Annotated in this window: 16 protein-coding genes; 9 read left to right on the forward strand and 7 right to left on the reverse strand. The window is 66.5% G+C overall.

The window, feature by feature from the left end:
* Window positions 1-2: 2 nt before the first annotated feature.
* The gene (locus NCW75_06700) at window positions 3-1148 is read right to left on the reverse strand and encodes a hypothetical protein (GenBank protein UYV13973.1); all 1146 of its coding nucleotides are present in this window, start codon (window positions 1146-1148) and stop codon (window positions 3-5) included.
* The gene (locus NCW75_06705) at window positions 1145-1732 is read right to left on the reverse strand and encodes a sigma-70 family RNA polymerase sigma factor (protein UYV13974.1); all 588 of its coding nucleotides are present in this window, start codon (window positions 1730-1732) and stop codon (window positions 1145-1147) included. Before NCW75_06705 ends, NCW75_06700 begins: the two co-directional genes overlap by 4 nt.
* 368 nt (window positions 1733-2100) lie before the next feature.
* Between NCW75_06705 and NCW75_06710 the strand changes: the two genes are divergently transcribed.
* Both NCW75_06710 and NCW75_06715 read left to right on the forward strand, forming a co-directional pair.
* Window positions 2101-2940, forward strand: a complete 840-nt coding sequence (locus tag NCW75_06710; GenBank protein UYV13975.1) for a hypothetical protein — start codon at window positions 2101-2103, stop codon at window positions 2938-2940.
* 215 nt (window positions 2941-3155) lie between these two features.
* A complete protein-coding gene (locus NCW75_06715) occupies window positions 3156-4640 on the forward strand; it encodes a leucyl aminopeptidase family protein (GenBank protein UYV13976.1) in 1485 nt (494 codons plus the stop codon).
* Window positions 4641-4684: 44 nt separating this feature from the next.
* Here the strand turns inward: NCW75_06715 and NCW75_06720 are convergent, their stop codons facing one another.
* Window positions 4685-6859, reverse strand: a complete 2175-nt coding sequence (locus tag NCW75_06720) for a glycosyltransferase (protein UYV13977.1) — start codon at window positions 6857-6859, stop codon at window positions 4685-4687.
* A gap of 153 nt (window positions 6860-7012) precedes the next feature.
* On the opposite strand from NCW75_06720, the gene NCW75_06725 reads away from it, so the two are divergent.
* Window positions 7013-8302 (forward strand): NADH-quinone oxidoreductase subunit D, encoded by a 1290-nt coding sequence (locus NCW75_06725; protein UYV13978.1) that lies wholly within the window; start codon window positions 7013-7015, stop codon window positions 8300-8302.
* A 48-nt stretch (window positions 8303-8350) separates the two neighbouring features.
* Complete coding sequence (locus tag NCW75_06730; GenBank protein ID UYV13979.1) at window positions 8351-9727, forward strand: hypothetical protein; 1377 nt, start codon at window positions 8351-8353, stop codon at window positions 9725-9727.
* Window positions 9728-9784: 57 nt separating this feature from the next.
* On the opposite strand, the gene NCW75_06735 is transcribed toward NCW75_06730, so the two are convergent.
* Window positions 9785-10123 (reverse strand): hypothetical protein, encoded by a 339-nt coding sequence (locus NCW75_06735; protein ID UYV13980.1) that lies wholly within the window; start codon window positions 10121-10123, stop codon window positions 9785-9787.
* A 65-nt stretch (window positions 10124-10188) separates the two neighbouring features.
* Between NCW75_06735 and NCW75_06740 the strand changes: the two genes are divergently transcribed.
* From NCW75_06740 to tpiA, 3 genes are all read left to right on the forward strand, one after another.
* Entirely contained in the window at window positions 10189-10713 is a 525-nt protein-coding gene (locus NCW75_06740) for a hypothetical protein (protein UYV13981.1), read from the forward strand.
* 528 nt (window positions 10714-11241) lie between these two features.
* On the forward strand, window positions 11242-11631 hold the full coding sequence (locus NCW75_06745) for a DUF4112 domain-containing protein (GenBank protein UYV13982.1): 390 nt from the start codon (window positions 11242-11244) through the stop codon (window positions 11629-11631).
* A complete protein-coding gene (gene tpiA / locus NCW75_06750) occupies window positions 11624-12385 on the forward strand; it encodes a triose-phosphate isomerase (protein ID UYV13983.1) in 762 nt (253 codons plus the stop codon). The genes NCW75_06745 and tpiA overlap by 8 nt, the downstream gene beginning before the upstream one ends.
* 76 nt (window positions 12386-12461) lie before the next feature.
* Here the strand turns inward: tpiA and ahcY are convergent, their stop codons facing one another.
* The 3 genes from ahcY to NCW75_06765 form a co-directional block, all read right to left on the reverse strand.
* Window positions 12462-13952, reverse strand: a complete 1491-nt coding sequence (ahcY, locus tag NCW75_06755) for an adenosylhomocysteinase (GenBank protein ID UYV13984.1) — start codon at window positions 13950-13952, stop codon at window positions 12462-12464.
* Window positions 13953-14041: 89 nt separating this feature from the next.
* The gene (locus NCW75_06760; protein UYV13985.1) at window positions 14042-14995 is read right to left on the reverse strand and encodes a metalloregulator ArsR/SmtB family transcription factor; all 954 of its coding nucleotides are present in this window, start codon (window positions 14993-14995) and stop codon (window positions 14042-14044) included.
* Window positions 14996-15063: 68 nt separating this feature from the next.
* On the reverse strand, window positions 15064-15801 hold the full coding sequence (locus tag NCW75_06765) for a hypothetical protein (GenBank protein ID UYV13986.1): 738 nt from the start codon (window positions 15799-15801) through the stop codon (window positions 15064-15066).
* Between the two features lie 65 nt (window positions 15802-15866).
* Here NCW75_06765 and NCW75_06770 point away from each other — a divergent pair, with 65 nt between their 5' ends.
* Window positions 15867-16238: a hypothetical protein gene (locus tag NCW75_06770; GenBank protein ID UYV13987.1), complete on the forward strand. Its 372-nt coding sequence runs from the start codon at window positions 15867-15869 to the stop codon at window positions 16236-16238.
* 155 nt (window positions 16239-16393) lie between these two features.
* Window positions 16394-16717 carry a hypothetical protein gene (locus NCW75_06775; GenBank protein ID UYV13988.1) on the forward strand — a complete coding sequence of 108 codons (324 nt, stop codon included), beginning with the start codon at window positions 16394-16396 and terminating at the stop codon, window positions 16715-16717.
* Window positions 16718-16780: the final 63 nt, after the last annotated feature.

The raw sequence follows: 16780 nt of genomic DNA on the forward strand, positions 1-16780 counted from the left end.
GCTTATCGCGATTCGACGAACCGCACGGGGATCGCGGCCCACGGTTGCCATGCGGCGGGATCGCCTTCCCACCACAGCAAGGAACTCTCGATGGCCGGCGCGGGTATCTCGCCCGTTCCGGGCAGATGCTCACTGAGGGGCACCAGGCGAACCCCGGTGCCCAAACGCGCCAGACCATCGAGCATGCCCAGCAAGGCCTCGGGGGAGGCCGAGGCCCGTGCCAGGAACACAGTCGGGGCGGTGGCCATGATGTACTCGAGATGGCCGAGCGGTCCATGACCGTTCGCGGTGGCGGGCCCTTCGCCGATCCCGTCCAAGCCAATCAGGCGGGAGTGGTCGGGTGTCGCCATCGCGGCTACCAACTCGGCTTTGGCCTCCTCGAGTCCCCAGGTGGGCGCGACCGCTTGCGCAGCGATGTCCACAGCAGCTTCACGAGCGGTGTCGGCTTCATCGACGGCGACAACCACCATGAGGCGGCCAGCCAGGGCGAGTTCGAGGGCCCGCTCAACGGGAATGTCCAATCGAGCGGTCAGGATCTCGGTGGCCGTTGGCTCGATCACTCGCGGAGCAAGGAGCGTCGCCGCCGGTGGCGCTTCGGCGAGGATGCTGCTCTCTTGACCGACATCCTCGGAGGTGACCAGCACTGGATCACCGGCATCGGGGTCACTCACAACAAGTTCTGGCCCAGGCTGTGGAGCGGGATGAGGCAGTAGTACGGGGACGAGCTGCCACGCGCCGAAAGCGAGCGCGAGCACCGCCGCGACGGCCATCGCCGGCTTGAACCAGCCGGGCATCGCCGAGATGGAAAAGCCCTCATCGTCGCAACCACGGTTGGTGGCGCGAGGCCCGATCGTCGCCATATCCGAGAGTGCAAGCAAAGCCTGACGCTCGTGCTCCTCAAGTACGGCCTGGGCAACCCATTCCGGCGGCGCGGGAGCCTCGAGCGAGCCAAGGGCGGCGCGATCGATCCGCATGGCTTCGAGGATCGAACCGAAGTGACCGTCTGCGGCAACGGCCTGGGTCACCCGATGCAATGGCGAGCCAGGAGTCGCCGAAGAGCGCGCCTTGGTGTCCGACTCGATCCACTCCAACACGTCGGCCTCGGAAAGGCCGTGTGGTAGATCAAGGTTGAACGGGCGGTTGCTCATTGTTGGTTGCCGCCCTTGCCTTGAGTGACGCCGGATTCGAGCCGCTCGATCGCCTGACGCAGTGCCAGCCGGGCCCGGAAGAGCCGGCTCTTGATCGTTCCCATGGGTACGCCCAGCACCTCGGCCACTTGCTCGTACTCCAAGCCCTGGACGTCCCGCAGCACCAGCACAACGCGATGCTCGGGCTGGATCTGGTCGAGCGCCATCGCCACGTGGCGTTGGCGCTGCCCCGCATCCAGGACCTCATCGCTCCGTTGGACGCGCGAGCGGGCCTCAGGTTCCCCACCTTCGGGCCACGGAACACGCCCCTTCGACCGGACACGATCCGAACGAATACGGGTGTAACAGGCGTTCGTCGCAATACGGTGCAGCCAGGTGCCCAGGTTGGCGCGGCCGTCGAAGCGCTCCAAGCCCGTCAGGGCCTTGACCAGGGTCTCCTGGGTCAGTTCTTCGGCGTCATCGGCGTTGCCGAGGATGCGCAGGCACAAGGTGTAGATCCGTCGCTGGTACCGCTCGACGATCTCGCCCGCGGCGGCCCCATCGCCAGCCTTCGCACGCTCGATGAGTTGGGGCTCGTCGTCCATCACCCGCGGCGGATTCCCCGTATGCCGGGAGGTCTCGATCCGGCTCGCAGCAGTGTAGCCGGAGTCGCCGAATCCACACGGGCTGACAAATTTTCGATAGTTCGGGAGATCACGTATTGATTATTGAGCAGGAATGTGGAAACTATTGTTGGTTAAGGGACGTTTTCGGTCCCGCCGTGGGGAGTATCCAGATGTCGGTACGGTTACCGAACGCCGCAGCACCCTGATGTTTATGGTGTGGTCGGGTGCGTACCCGTTCACCCTCCGTCCGGCCGTGTGCTGCCCGCGCACGGCCACTTGCTAGCGGGTGTGATTGCTGCGGGTGCTGGAAGGCCCTCCACGGATACAAGTTGAAGGGGAGGTTCGCTATGCGGACTGTTTTATCAATTGCTCTGGCGTGCGGTGTTGCCGCTCCTGCTCTCGCCCAGACCACGCTCATCGATGACGACTTCGAGAGCTACGCGCTCGACAGCATCCTGACCGGCCAAGGTGGCTGGGATCTGTGGCCGGGTGGCGCCGACGCCACCGTCTCCAACGATCAGGCCGCCTCTGGCAGCCAGTCGTTCAAGGCCAACGACTTCGAAGTCGACATGATCTATCGCATGCGTGATGGCGCGGGGGTTCCGATTGCCCAGAGCGGCCAGTGGACGTTCACATGCCAGACGTACATGTCGTCGTCGGCCATCGGCGACTTCTACGTGCTGCTGCTGAACACCTACAACGACGCCGATCCGGGCAATAGCAACTGGTCGATGCAGTTGCGCCTGGGCACGATCGATCGACTGGTCGAGAGCGAGTTTGACGGTGCCACCACCGATCTGATCGTGGATGAGTGGGTTGAGGTCCGTGCCGAGATCGACCTGGACGCGGACTCGTTCGATATCTACTACAACGACGTGATCTTGGCCGAGGACCTGATCTGGAGCGAGAACGTCTCCGGTGGCGGCCTCACGCAGATCGACGTACTCGACCTGTACACGCCCAACGCCAACCCGTCGTACATCGACGACGTGCTGCTGGTCGAGGTCGATGCCGGCTGCCGGGCCGACATCGACGGCGACGGCGCGCTGACCATCTTCGACTTCCTGGCGTTCCAGAACGCGTTCGACGCCGGCGACATCGCGACAGCCGACTTCGACGGTGACGGCGTGCTGACCATCTTCGACTTCCTGGCGTTCCAGAACGAGTTCGACGCCGGCTGCCCGTGATTCCCTCTCCGCTTCGTCTGTGATTCGGATTCGTACTGCCCCGCCGCTCGCGTGAGCGGGGCGAAGTCCTGACAGACTTCCTTTCTCGGGTGCGGGCGTGCGTCCCTTTGCGGGTCGCACGCCCGCTTTTTGGTGCTCCCACTCCTACACTGACGCCCCACTTTCCAAGCCATTCCTGCCTTTCCAGGCGGTCTGACCCAGACAGGAGCCTCCCCATGTTCGATGCGATCAGTCTGAAGAAAACCGGCCAGCCCCAGGCCATCGTCGTGGGCGTCTTCAAGGGCAAGGGCCTGGGTGCCGCCGCCAAGAAGCTCGACGCCGACGGCTCCATGGCCGCCGCCGCAAAGCGGGGCGAGGCCACGGGCGACCTGGGCTCCATCGCCGCCGCGTACCCCGCGAAGGGCAAGCCCGCCGAGCGTGTGCTCCTGCTGGGACTTGGCGATGCCAAGACACTGACCGCCGACAAGCTCCGCAACGCGATCGCCGCCGCGGGCCGGCAGCTCTCGGGCGCCAAGGTGACCACCGTGCAATTCGAGCTCGACGACGCCATCGGCGCCGCCAAGCTGGATGATGGCGACGCCTTCGCCGCGGTGGGCGAGAGCCTCGGGCTCTTGAGCTGGCGCTGCGAACACTTCCGCGGCTCGGCCAGCCCGTCGAGCGCCAAGCCCAAGCTGGCCGTCATCGAGTCCAAGGCCGCCCGCACCAAGGCGCTCCAGCTCGGCCTGGGCCTGGCCGAGGGCGCGAACTTCGCGCGCACGCTCAGCCAGACGCCGCCCAACGTTGCCACGCCAGCCTGGATGGCAGCCGAGGCTAAGAAGCTGACCAAGCACGGGCTCAAGGTCAGCGTCGTGAAGGGCGAAGGTCTCAAGCGTGAGAAGATGGAAGGCCTCATCAACGTCGGCAAGGCCAGCGAGAACGAGCCGCACCTGATCCGCATCGAGTACCGCCCCGCCAATGCCGCCAAGTCGGCCAAGCCCATCGTGCTGGTTGGCAAGACCATGACCTACGACTCGGGCGGCCTCTCCATCAAGGTCGGCGGCGGCATGGTCGGCATGAAGCGCGACAAGGACGGCGGCTGCGGCGTCATGGGCGCCATGCTCGCCATCGCCAAGACCATCAAGCCCAAGGTCCCCGTCGTCGCGCTGCTCTGCTCGGCGGAGAACTCGATCAGCGACGAAGCCTACCGCCCCGACGACGTGCTGACCTTCCGCAACGGCGTCACCGTCGAGGTCACGAACACCGACGCCGAGGGCCGCCTCGTCCTGGCCGACGGCCTGTGCTACGCGTGCGACAAGGAGAAGCCCGCCGCCATCATCGACGTGGCCACGCTGACCGGTGGTGTTGTGGTGGCGCTGGGCAGCACGTTCTCGGGGATGTGGTGCGACGATGACAAGCTCCGCGACAAGGTGCAGAGCGCCAGCGACGCCAGCGGGGAACGCGTGTGGCGTCTGCCGCTGCACGACGAGTACCGCGACATGATGAAGAGCCCCATCGCCGACATCATCAACAGCAACCCGAATCGCAAGGCCCACCCCATCCAGGGCGCCGCGTTCCTGAGCTACTTCGTCGACGAGAAGGTCCCCTGGTGCCACCTCGACATCGCCGGCACGCACGCGGTCGAGGGGGATGAGGGGCCGTACATCAAGGGGCCGACGGGGTTTAGTGCGCGGTTGTTGGCGCGCCTGGCGCAGAGTTGGTAACGCTCTACGACCGGTACCGCCTAATCCCGCACGACAGGGAGGCCCTAATCCATCGCCCCCACGCCCAGCGTCCGCAGCACCAGGCTCTTCAGCGGTGCATGCAGCGGTGTGCGCTTGAAGGCGCGGTTGATGCGGTCGATGGCCTGGTACCGGGGGTTGCGCAGGTAGACCGACTCGTGCTGGCGCAGCTCGCCGGCGAGGATGCGCAGGGCGATGTCGGGGTGCTCGGCGAGATTCGGGTGGCGGTGCGTGATGAGGGCGCGGAAGCGGGCAAGGTTGGGCTCGCCGATCTCGTGCCGCATCGAGTCCTCGCGCTGGCGGTAATAGATGAGCCGCTCGGGCATCGTCTCGCACCGGTAGCCGCGTGACGCGAGCGCACAATAAAAATCCCAGTCCTCGTAGCTGGTCAGCCAGGTGTCGTAGCCGCCCACGGCGTCGAGTACGGCCTTGTTGATGAGGGCCACGCAGCACGAGCACACGTTGGCCGCGGGCAGCATGTCGCGCTCGAGGCCGAGCGGCAGCCAGATCCACGGGGCGTCCTCGGGCGTCTCGGGGAACGCCGCGACGATCGAGGTCACCATCGCCAGCGGGCGGCTGGAATGGCTGGGTTGGTTCGCCGCATGCAACGCCTTGGCGACGAAGGTCGGGTCGAGAAGATCGTCGGCGTCCAGCGGGACCACCCACTTCGCGCGCGCTTCGGCAATGCCGAAGTTGCGGGCATCGCCCAGCCCACCGTTGCGTTTGCGCACGACGCGGACCGACCCGTCGCGATCCAACTGGTCGATCATCGCGATGCTGGCGGGGTCGGTCGAGCCATCATCCACAACGACAATCTCGGTGTTCGCGTGCGTCTGGGCCTTGGCGCTCTCCAGGGTCTGCGGCAGCCACATAGCCATATTGTAGAAGGGGATGATGATCGAGGCGTCGGGGACCGCTTTGCCATTGGGCGAGCCGTTGCTGGTGACGCGGCTGGTGGAGAACTCGGTAGTCTTCACCATGCGCCCGCGAGCGGCGTCGATCGCGGCGCTCGTCTCGCGCACGATGCGGGCGGGCTCGCACATGCTCGCGACGCGCTGGGGCCCCACCGTCTTGACCTGCTCACGCAGGGCGTCGTCAGTGAGTGCTCGCCGGAGCGTGTCCTTGAGGCTCTCGATATCGCCACTCTCGAACAGCAGCCCGCTCACGCCGTCCTCGATCTGCTCGCTCATGCCGCCGGCGTTCGAACCCACGACGAGCTTGCCGAGCGCGAGGGCCTCGAGGCACACGTTGGGATAATTCTCCCACAGCGACGGGAAGCAGCACACCGCCGCGCCGCGGATGGCCGGGCCGAGCTCGACGCGCGGGCGCGGGGCGTCGAAGCGGAAGTGGTCGGCGTGGGCACGCGACGCGAGCTTCTCCAGATGCCGACGCACCGAGCCGCAGGCCGGGCCGGTCATCGTGTCGCCGCCGATGAAGCGGACGTCAAAGTCCAGCCCCTCGTCCATGAGTTGCTGGGCGGCGGGCACCAGCAGATGGACGCCCTTGCGCCGCTCGCTGCGACCATAAAACAGCACCGTCGGACGCTCATACTTCTCGGCCTGGCCCTTGCCAAGCTCGTCGATGGTCGCCATGTCGAACGCGTAGGGCACGACGAAACCCGGCTTGCGATCCTTGGCGACGTCGGGCCCGTAGCGATCGCGGACGCGCTCGAGCAGACTCGTACACGGGGAGATCAGCGCGTCGGCGTCGCGGATGGCCTGGGTCTCGATCGCCAGGATCAATGCGGTCTCGCGATCGAGCATGGCGTCGGCGTTCAGCTCGATGCAATCGGCCAGCGGCGTGTGCAGGCGGACGGCCATGACCGCGCCGGCGTAGGCACCCAGCGTCCGCCGGGCCTTGAGGGCAAGCCAGCCCTCGCCGCCGAAGTCGGGGAACTCGATGTAGTCGAAGGGGTGCTTGGCGTGCAGTTCGCTGAGCTTCTCGTGGACGGCCATCGAGTGCTGCTCGAACTGGCATCGGAAGCCATCCAGCAGGCACTGGCCGGCGTGGACGTCCACCGCGTGGAAGCGGACGCCCTTGTGGGTCTTCGGGCCGTCGTCGAGCAACCCCGGGTGCGGCTCGCTCAGCACATGGACCTCGTGCCCCGCGGCGGCCCAGGCCCGGGCCATGAGCGAGACATAGACGCCGATGCCCGCGCCCCAGAAGGGCAAAACCTCTTTGCTGACCAGGCAGATTCGCATGCGGCGGGGGCTCACTTAGCAGGGAAACGGGCAGGATGGGCACGGGGAGTCCCATCGTAGGGCGACGCCCCGCCAAAGCCCCACCAGCCGGGTCTATCATCGCGCCCGAGGGCCCACGGACTGGCCCCCAGCACCTGTGATCGCGGAGCCGAAATGCCGTACACCATGCGACCGGACGAGGGCTATGGCCTCGACGTGGAAACCACCGGCTACCTGGCCGACCACCCCGACACCGGCGACCGCTGGACGCTGAACTTCGGGCCCCAGCACCCGGCCACCCACACCACGCTGCGGCTGGTGCTCGAGCTCGACGGCGAGCGCGTCGCCCGCTGCACGCCCCACATCGGCTACCTGCACAGCGGCTTCGAGAAGCTCGGCGAGGCCCTGGACTACAACCAGTACGTCACCATCGTCAGCCGGATGAACTACCTGAGCCCGGTCTCCAATGACATCGCCTGGCACGGCGCGGTCGAGACGCTCTTCGGCATCGAGATCACGCCGCGGTGCAAGGTGCTCCGCACGATCCTGGCCGAGCTCGGCCGCATCCAGGACCACCTGCTGTGCGTGGGCGCGGCGGCGCTCGACCTCGGTGCCATCACCGGCTTCCTCTACAGCTTCAACCCGCGCGAGAAGATCTACGACATCATGGACTTCGTCGCCGGCCAGCGGTACCACCCCGACTGGACCCGCGTGGGCGGGGCGATGCAGGACCTGCCCGACCAGGAGGTCTTCCAGCGGATGGTCAAGGCCTTCTGTCACGAGGATTGCCTCGTCGCCATGAAGGACCTCGAGACACTCGTCGAGCGCAACCGCATCTTCATGGACCGCTCGCGCGGCATCGGCATCCTCTCCAAGGAAGACGCCATCGCGTGGTCCATCGCCGGCCCGCTGGCCCGGGCCTCGGGCGTCGCGCGAGACCTGCGCAAGGACGCCCCCTACCTCTGCTACGCCGACAACTGGGACGGCCAGGGCGCCGAGGCCGTGCGCTTCCAGGTGCCCGTGGCCGACCAGGGCGACGTGTACACCCGCTTCCTCGTGCGCATCGAGGAGATCAAGCAAAGCGTCAAGATCATCGACCAGCTCATCGACAACATCCCCGGCGGCTCGATCGACGTCTTCAGCGACTCGAAGATGGTCAAGCCACCCAAGGCCGAGGTGTACGGCTCGATCGAGGGCCTCATCCAGCACTTCGAGCTCATCATGAGCAATCGCGGCTGGAAGCCCCCGGTCGCCGAGTGCTACGACGCGCAGGAGACCGCCAACGGCGAGCTTGGCTACTACATCGTCAGCGACGGCGGCCCGCGCCCCTGGCGCGTCCGCACCCGCCCGCCGACCTTCATGAACTACGCCATCATGGCCATGATGACCGAGGGCCACATGCTGGCCGACGTGGTGGGCATCCTGGGCAGCATTAATGTGGTGGCGGCGGAGCTGGATCGGTAGAAGAAGGCATCAGGCACTGGGCACCGGGCATCAGTCCGAGCCGCGTGCGTGAGCACGCGGACCCGTCTTCGCATCCTCGGTCCGATCCACGCGGTATCGTTCCCCGTGGGCGACTGGATCTTCACAACCCTGACGTGGCTCCTGCTCGCGCTCGGCCTCCTCGGCCTGGCGTGGGCGATGCTGTGGGATCGTTCCCGTGGCCGCAAGCGATGCCCGAAGTGCTGGTATGTCGTCGAGGGCGTGCCCGAGGTTGACAGCGCGACAACGTGCCCCGAGTGCGGAAAGGCGACACGCAAGCCTCGAAAGTTCCGCAAGACACGGCGGCGCTGGGGGTTCGCGGCGCTCGCGATGATCATGCTTGCGGGCAGCTACGCGAGCCACGCTTATCCGATCGTCCGCGACCACGGCTGGTGGCGGGCGGTGCCCGACACCGTCCTCATCGCCATGGTGCCGTACGTCGAGGAGCCCACGGGGTCGCCACTCGGCGCTCCGGGCACCGATCCACTGCTCGGAGAAGTGTGGCACCGGTCCTCCACCAATCCATCGAGCAAGCACCACGCCTGGTGGTCGGCCGGCGACCTCTGGCCTTGGGAACGCTGGTTGCTTCGCCATCGGAGCCGCACGCTGCTCGGGCGGGCGTCGACGCCCGCCGGCCAGCAACTCGCCGCCCGCCTGTTTACCATTTCCACGGACGACCCCGTGCCGCTGACGGCTGAGGCGCACAAGGGCGCCGTCGCCCTGGCGTGGTCGAAGCTCCGATACGAGACCTGCGACACCTACGTCGACGTAGGCGTCTTCGTCGACCTCAAACCCTATTCGTTCCGGCCGCGCTTCGAGCCGGATCTCTACCCCGAGGTCTTCCTGACGGCGTTCGAGCGCGGCGTGCGCATCCACCAGGAAGTACTCGACCTCCATCTGCCGCAGAAGTGGTACGGGTTTCTGCATGTGGTGTGGCGCGGGCCGGACGGCCAGTCTTTTTTGTGGCGGAGGGCCGGGGACGAGCTCCGGCCGCTTGGTTACTTTCCCAGCGCGGCTCCGGTGACCCACATGTGGGAGGCGCTCGACCCAACCGAGCACTGGACCTCGATCCTCGACCACTCGACCGATCCGCGGCTGGTGGGCGTCGAGGTCATCCGCGGCCGGCCGTGCTACCACGTGCGCGACGCGGGCGTGCCGCCGGAGCACGCGACCCAGTTCTGGATCGACGTGGAGACCGGCGTGGTGCGGCAGCTGATCTATGGGAGCGGCATGATCCACTACGAGTCCACGTTCGGCGCCGAGCTCGATCCCTCGTGGTACGCCTTCGACCCCGAGCACCCCGAGCGCAGCCCGCTCATGCAGAGCCTCGAGATCACCAACACGATGCTCCCCGGGCACGAAATCCACGAATTCAAGCGCTGGGGCACGCGCAACTGGGGCGGCTGACCCCCAAGGGGGTTCCTCGTGCGCCCGGTTCCATCCGGGCCCGCTCGATCCGATCGACTACGCGGCCTTGCCACTCGCGCCAGAAGGCGTCGAGACCGCCTCGACCACCTGCTGCCCGTTGCCCCCAACACCAAAGAAGACGTTGAACGTCGCCGCGTCGCCGCGCTGGGTGCCGCGGAAGGCGGTGATGCGGTAGGTCGAGGTGGCCGTGCCCGCCGGCAGCGTAGCGTCGACGAACTCGCGCTCGCCGGCGACCAGCACGAAGCCGTACGTCCCGCTCGCGTCGTCCTGGCGCAGCACCTCGTAGCCCACCCCACCCGCGGTGCCGCCCTGGGCGCCGGGGTTGTCGCACTTGAAGCGCACCCGCAGGGCCCCGGTCTCGAGGATCTCGGTCACGAACTCGTACGGCTTGCCCGGCGCGGGCCGACACCCCGTGCCAATGATCCCTTGGAGGCCCGCCCATGCCCCAATCCCGCCAACACCGATCGATGATCGCCCGCGTCGCGCTGTACGCGTGGCTGGGCCTTGCGACCATCGCGTCGGCGTGGCCGTTCCTCTTCTCCACGGTCGTGTGGGAGCCCAGCGGTCACGCCATGTGGGGCGCGCAGTGGGGCTCGCTGTCGAGGCTCACCACGAGCAACCACCGCTCGACGCTCGGGCAATCCGGAGGCGATCTGGGCAAGTCCATCCTGCGATGGGACCCGGGCGTGCGCCAGGGGGCGAACTTCTCGCTGTTTCGAGGGCCTACCAGCGGCTCGTCTGGGCGGAACCAGCCGTGGTTCGTTGAGTTCCCACCGTGGGCGGTGCTGCTGGCCCCCACGCTGCTGGTCCTCGGCGGGTACCGCGGCGCGCAATTTACCATCGGTCGACGCCGCGCGCAACGGGCCCGGCGCGTCGGCCGCACGCCCTGCCCCGCCTGTGGCTACGACGCGACGGGGTTCAAGGTGTGCCCCGAGTGCGGGGCGGCGCTCGAAGCGGAGGCGTGATCGGGCGGTCTTGGGTGTTCGGGTTGTGCTTTTGGGCTTTCTCGTACGCTCGACGCTCTGGCGGAGCGGAAGACCGCTGCGCCAGAGCTGCGTTCTGTTGGGTTGTTTTGAGCGGTCGCTTCGCTCCCTTGGCGGCCTGACGGCCGGGCCCTTGCGGGCCGCGCCGGGACATGCGCCCTGCGCCCGAAGACGGGCTGGTGCGGATGCCCCGTCGCCGAAGTACCAACACGCGTTCGGCTTCACATTTGACTCTTGACGCCGAAGCATCCGCCGAGCGAGGTCTTCCGAGCGACAGCGCATGCGGGAGGCGCGGCCGCTTCTGTGGCCCGGCCGTCAGGCCGCAAGCGAGCAACGCGAGCGCCCAAGAACAACCCCGTTGGGCGAGCGCTGGCGCAGCCGTCTTCGGCTCCGCCGAGCGGCGAAGAACCAAAAAACCACCCACCAACACAACCCAAGAGCCCGAGACCCCAGAGTGAAACCCGCTTCACCCCCGCACAAACCGCCGACCCGCGCCCGTACGCTCCACCCATGCCCAGCCCCACCCCCGAACGCGCCGCCCTCGCCCTGCGCCGCGTCCGCGCGGTCTCGAGGTGGATGGACACCCGCTTCCGCGTCCCGGGCACGGGCTACCGCTTCGGCCTGGACCCCATCATCAGCCTGCTGCCCTTCGCCGGCGACGCGGTGTCGGTGGGCATCAGCGTGTACCCGCTCATGGAAGCCCGGCGCGCGGGCGTGCGGCGTAGGACGCTGCTGAAGATGGCCGCCAACCTGGGCCTCGACTTCCTGGTCGGTTTAGTCCCGCTCGTCGGCGTCGTGCCCGACGCGTGGTACAAGGCCAACACGCGGAACCTGGAGCTGATGGAGAAGGAACTCGGCGATGTGGCGGGCGACATCGCGCATACGGTTGCCAATGGCTAAGCGCACCCCCTTTATCGGCGGCAACTGGAAGATGAACACCTCGCGCGGCGAGGCGCTCGAACTGGCCGCCGACGTCGCCCGGGCGGCCGGGTCCGACGGCCCGCAGGTCGCGATCTACCCGCCCTTCGTCTGGCTCGAGACGATCCGCTCGAGCGTCGGCGGCTCGGGCGTGATGCTGGGGGCCCAGGACTGCTCGGCCCACGACAACGGCGCCCGCACCGGCGACGTCTCGCTGGCCATGCTCAAGGAGTGCGGCGTCTCGACCGTGCTCATCGGCCACAGTGAGCGGCGGCACGGCCTCCAAGAACCCGAGGAACTGATCGCCGCCAAGCTCCGCTCCGTGCTCGACGCCGGCATGACCGCCGTGCTGTGCATCGGCGAGACCCTAGAAGAACGCGAGGCGGGAAGGACTGACCCGGTGAACGAAGCCCAGCTCCGCAGCGCCCTGGGCGACATGCACGTCGTGCGCAACGACCACCTGGTCGTCGCCTACGAGCCCGTCTGGGCCATCGGCACCGGCAAGACCGCGAGCGCAAGCGACGCCCAGGCCGCCCACGAACGCATCCGAGCGGTGCTCTCTGAGATTCTGGGTTCGGACGCCGCGGCGGCCATCCGCATCATCTACGGCGGCTCGATGAAACCCGACAACGCCGCTGAGTTGATGGCAAGCCCCGACATCGACGGCGGCCTCATCGGCGGGGCGTCGCTGAAGGCCGAGGATTTTCTCGCGATCGTCGACGCAGCAAGGGCATAAGAAAACCGCGTGCAAACGCACGCGGCTGGTATTATCTGCACTATTGCCTAATGCCTAATGCCTGATGCCTCCGGCATCAATACCGGTAGTGATCGGGCTTGTACGGCCCCTCGACCGGCACGCCAAGGTACTCGGCCTGGTCGGCGCTCATCTTGGTGAGCTTCACGCCAAGCTTGTCCAGGTGCAGGCGGGCGACCATCTCGTCGAGGTGCTTGGGCAGCACGTAGACCTTGTTCTCGTAGTTGTCGTTGTTCTCGTGCAGCTCGATCTGGGCGATCACCTGGTTGGTAAAGCTCGCGCTCATCACGAAGCTGGGGTGGCCGGTCGCGCAGCCAAGGTTCAACAGGCGGCCCTCGGCCAGCACCAGGATGCTCTTGTCCATGCTCTTGAAGTAGAACTCGTCGTACTGCGGCTTGATGTTGCGACGCTCGACGTCGGCATCGCGCTGGAGCTTCTCCATCTGGATCTCGTTGTCGAAGTGGCCGATGTTGCCCACCACGGCCTTGTCCTTCATCTTCTTCATGCTCTCGAGCGTGATGATGTCCTTGTTGCCCGTGGTGGTGATGAAGATGTCGGCCGTGCCGATGAAGTCCTCGAGCGGCTTGACCTCCAGGCCCTCCATCGCGGCCTGCAGCGCGCAGATGGGGTCGATCTCGGTCACGATCACGCGGCAGCCCTGGCCCTTGAGGCTCTGCACACAGCCCTTGCCCACGTCGCCGTAGCCGCAGACAACCGCGACCTTGCCGCTGAGCATGACGTCGGTGGCGCGGTTGAGCCCGTCGATGAGGCTGTGGCGGCAGCCGTAGACGTTGTCGAACTTGCTCTTGGTGACGCTGTCGTTCACGTTGATCGCGGGGAAGGGCAGCGTGCCCTTCTCGGCGAACTGGTACAGGCGGTGCACGCCCGTGGTGGTCTCCTCGCTGATGCCCTTGACGGCAGGGGTGACCTTGGTGAACCAGCCGGGGTTGGTGTCGATCGTGTCCCGGATGGTGTTGAGGATGTGCTTGTACTCCTCGGCGTCCTTGTCCTCGTCGAACGCGGGCACACTGCCGGCCTTCTCGAACTCCATGCCCTTGATGAGCAGGAGCGTTGCGTCTCCGCCATCATCGACGATCTGGTCCGGGCCGCTGCCGTCGGGCCAGGTCAGCATCTGCTTAGTGCACCACCAGTACTCGGCCAGCGTCTCACCCTTCCAGGCGAAGACGGGCGTTCCCTTGGGGTTCTCGGGAGTGCCGCCGTTCTCTGTGCGACCGACCACGACCGCCGCCGCCGCGTTGTCGGCCGTGCTGAAGATGTTGCACGAGCACCACCGCACGTCGGCGCCGAGCTCGACGAGCGTCTCGATCAGCACGGCGGTCTGCACGGTCATGTGCAGGCTGCCAGCGACCTTGACGCCCTTGAGCGGCTTCTTGCTGCCGTACTTCTCGCGCAGGGCCATCAGCCCGGGCATCTCGTCCTCGGCCAGGCGGATCTCCTTGCGGCCGCTCTCGGCGAGGGTCAGGTCCTTGACCTTGTACTCCAGTTGTCCCTGGCTCGTTTTGGCCACGTCGGTGGTCAGCGTCGTCATGTTTCGTGTTCCTCTTCCTTGACTGTGAATCGGTGTAATGCGTTCGTTCACACGCCGCCGGCTGGCCGGGGCGCGAGCTTTCATACTTGTTACGTCTGGCAAATAGCCGTGGCAGCAAAGACCTCCGGGCCCCGCGCATCGGGCGAGCTCGGGAGCGGGCGATGGCCGACGAGTGTCAAGCCAGCCGCGTCGCACCAAAGACCGAGTTGGGATTCCGAAATACCCAGCCAGCAATGCCCCATCTCCAGCCGGAACTCCTCGCGGCCGTGCGGCTGCATGTCGACGATTAGCACCCGGCCGCCCGGCTTGAGTACACGCGCGGCTTCTTGTAACGCGGCTTGCGGGCTCTCCAAGTGGTGGAGCACGAGCCCCAGCACGACCAGATCAATGCTGCCGTCTTCCAGTGGCAGGTTCTCGGCTTCGCCGAGTTCCAGTTCGATGTTGCCCGGCTCGCCTAGTCGCGAACGCGCCGCTTCGAGCATCGTCGGCTCGCGATCGATCCCGATGACCCGCTCGGCCACGGGCGCGAGCATGCCGGCAAACACGCCCGTGCCGCAGCCCACGTCGGCAACGACCATTCCCGGTGCGAGCAACGAGGCCAACGCCCCACCGGCGTAACGCTCGCCGAAGAGTTCGCGGCTGACATCGTCCCACTGCGCGCCCACACGACCGAAGAACGCCGCCGACCCTGGCCGACGATCGGCGATCACCGCACGCAGCCGCCGTATGTCGGCGTCGGCCTCGTCGCCACGCCCCGCCGTCTCGCGCACCTGCGTCCACACGCCGCGAAGCTCGGGCGGCAGGTCGTCGCTCACGCAGCGATAAAGCGTGGCCGTTCCGGCCGCCCGTCGCTGCACCCAGCCGTGGTCGGCCAGCAGCTTCAGCCGGCGGCTCACCGTCGATTGCGGAAGTTGCACCACCTGGGCGATCTCGCCGACGGCCAACTCCTCGGCCTCGAGCACCCGGAGCATGCGCAAACGCACCCCATCGGCGATGGCCGAGAGCGCGGCGGCGATGTCGTTGAGTGCGTCGGTAGTCTTCATCCGTGTATCCGGATGAAGTGTAGAAAGCACCGGCCGAAAGGCAAAGAGGGTGCCCTAAAAATAAGTAGTTACCCTCCCGGAGAGGGCTCAGGCGGGGGTGCATCAGGGGCCAGGATGCCCTCCTCGACCGCCTCGTACGGCACCCGCACGAAGGTCCGCCCGGGAGTCTCTCCCAAGGCCCGGATTCGTTCGGCCACCTGGGCGTTCGTGTAATCGAACCACAGGGCCATCGCGTAGCGTTCCAGGGCCTTCTCGGTGTCGCCGATTCCGTGGTAGAACTCGGCGAGCTTGAGCTGCGGCTCAATATGAAGCCCACGATCGACCCGGGCACCCGCCAGCAGGGCCCGCTCGGCCTCGTCCGGATCGCCGATTTCCTCGGCATACCGCCCGAGGCGTAGGTATTCCTCGACGGTGCCCGGCTGGCGGGTGCGGTCGCGCAGCAAAGAAATCAGCCGCTCGTGCTCGCCCGCGCTGTGCAGGGCCTGGATCAACAGTTCGAGCTTCTGCTCGTCCATCGGGTCGTCGCGATAGACACGCTGCAGCGGAACGATCGCCTCACCGGGGCGTTCTAAAGCCAGAAGGGCCTTGCCCCTTCCAAGGTCGGAAGCCAGCGGCACCGGATGGATCTCGGCATACGCCTCCCACTCGGCCAGCGCCTTGGCGTAATCGCCGGCCGCGTAGGCGTTGTTAGCCGACTCACGAATCTCCCCGGCCGAACGCTCCTGAGCAGCGCATCCGGCGAGGTTCAGGCACATGAGTCCGGCGACAAGGATGACGGCAACGGTGTTGAATAGCTTGATCGGCATAGGGTCGATTATCGGCGCTCCACATGGCCCGCGGCTACCCCAGAGCGCCAACGATTCTTCAGAGCATGCCAGATCCCAAACGTTTTCCAACCGTCCTGCTCCGCCACGACCTGCCCGGCGGCTCGCACCACTTCGACTGGATGCTCGCCCTTGACGACCACGGCTCGTTGCTGACGTTCCGACTCGATCGAGACATCAGCCTCGATGCCGAGCCATTCGAGGCCGAGCAACTGGCCGGTCACCGTCGGGCTTATCTCGAGTACGAGGGCGAGGTTTCGGGCAACCGAGGGACGGTGGTTCGCGTCGCCTCGGGGCATTGCGACATCCACGCACGCACCGATCATTCGATCGAACTCTCGCTGCATTTGGGTGTTCGGCATGAGAATTTGGGTGGAATCCGCCAGAAAAATGGGCGTTTTTTGTTTGGTTCACGGTAAATTTGATGCAAGATTTTGGTCCTTTTCGCGTATAATGCACGCAGACCGCTGATGGGAAGCCACGGTCGGCTTCGCGTCGCCCGGCCGCGTGGGGTTGCCGGGTCAGTGGACGGGGCCGCCGATGAGCGGGCGACGACCCCGATGGGGCACGGCTCATGCTCGATCAGAATCAAACGACCAATCGCGAGTTCAAGGGCGAGAGCAAGCCCAAGATCCGCACGCTGGCCAAGCTCGGCGCAACGCCCGAAGACGAGACCGGCTGGAAGCGGCATGCGCAGCTGACCGGTCAGGGTGCCACGCACGTGAAGAGCTTCCATTGCAAGCTCCAAGGCGACGCTCTGGCCCACCTCGACCAACAAATCAACGCCTGGATCGAGAGCCATGAGGATTGCGAGGTCAAGCTCGTAACCACCGAGGTGGGCGAATGGAGCGACAACCTCGGCAAGGCGTGCCACATCATCGTCCAAGTCTGGGTCTAGATCCGGCCTGGATGCAACTACCCGCTTCCACTGACCGTGTTCGACCCCGCACGCCGATATCAG

It is taken from the genome of Phycisphaera sp. (assembly GCA_025916675.1).
Classification (GTDB): domain Bacteria; phylum Planctomycetota; class Phycisphaerae; order Phycisphaerales; family UBA1924; genus JAHCJI01.

Coding starts and splice junctions, on each gene's coding strand:
- NCW75_06700 (UYV13973.1), bottom strand. CDS start 1,148: ATGAGCAACCGCCCGTTCAACCTTGATCTACCACACGGCCTTTCCGAG.
- NCW75_06705 (UYV13974.1), bottom strand. CDS start 1,732: ATGGACGACGAGCCCCAACTCATCGAGCGTGCGAAGGCTGGCGATGGG.
- NCW75_06710 (UYV13975.1), top strand. CDS start 2,101: ATGCGGACTGTTTTATCAATTGCTCTGGCGTGCGGTGTTGCCGCTCCT.
- NCW75_06715 (UYV13976.1), top strand. CDS start 3,156: ATGTTCGATGCGATCAGTCTGAAGAAAACCGGCCAGCCCCAGGCCATC.
- NCW75_06720 (UYV13977.1), bottom strand. CDS start 6,859: ATGCGAATCTGCCTGGTCAGCAAAGAGGTTTTGCCCTTCTGGGGCGCG.
- NCW75_06725 (UYV13978.1), top strand. CDS start 7,013: ATGCCGTACACCATGCGACCGGACGAGGGCTATGGCCTCGACGTGGAA.
- NCW75_06740 (UYV13981.1), top strand. CDS start 10,189: ATGCCCCAATCCCGCCAACACCGATCGATGATCGCCCGCGTCGCGCTG.
- NCW75_06745 (UYV13982.1), top strand. CDS start 11,242: ATGCCCAGCCCCACCCCCGAACGCGCCGCCCTCGCCCTGCGCCGCGTC.
- tpiA (UYV13983.1), top strand. CDS start 11,624: ATGGCTAAGCGCACCCCCTTTATCGGCGGCAACTGGAAGATGAACACC.
- ahcY (UYV13984.1), bottom strand. CDS start 13,952: ATGACGACGCTGACCACCGACGTGGCCAAAACGAGCCAGGGACAACTG.
- NCW75_06760 (UYV13985.1), bottom strand. CDS start 14,995: ATGAAGACTACCGACGCACTCAACGACATCGCCGCCGCGCTCTCGGCC.
- NCW75_06765 (UYV13986.1), bottom strand. CDS start 15,801: ATGCCGATCAAGCTATTCAACACCGTTGCCGTCATCCTTGTCGCCGGA.
- NCW75_06770 (UYV13987.1), top strand. CDS start 15,867: ATGCCAGATCCCAAACGTTTTCCAACCGTCCTGCTCCGCCACGACCTG.
- NCW75_06775 (UYV13988.1), top strand. CDS start 16,394: ATGCTCGATCAGAATCAAACGACCAATCGCGAGTTCAAGGGCGAGAGC.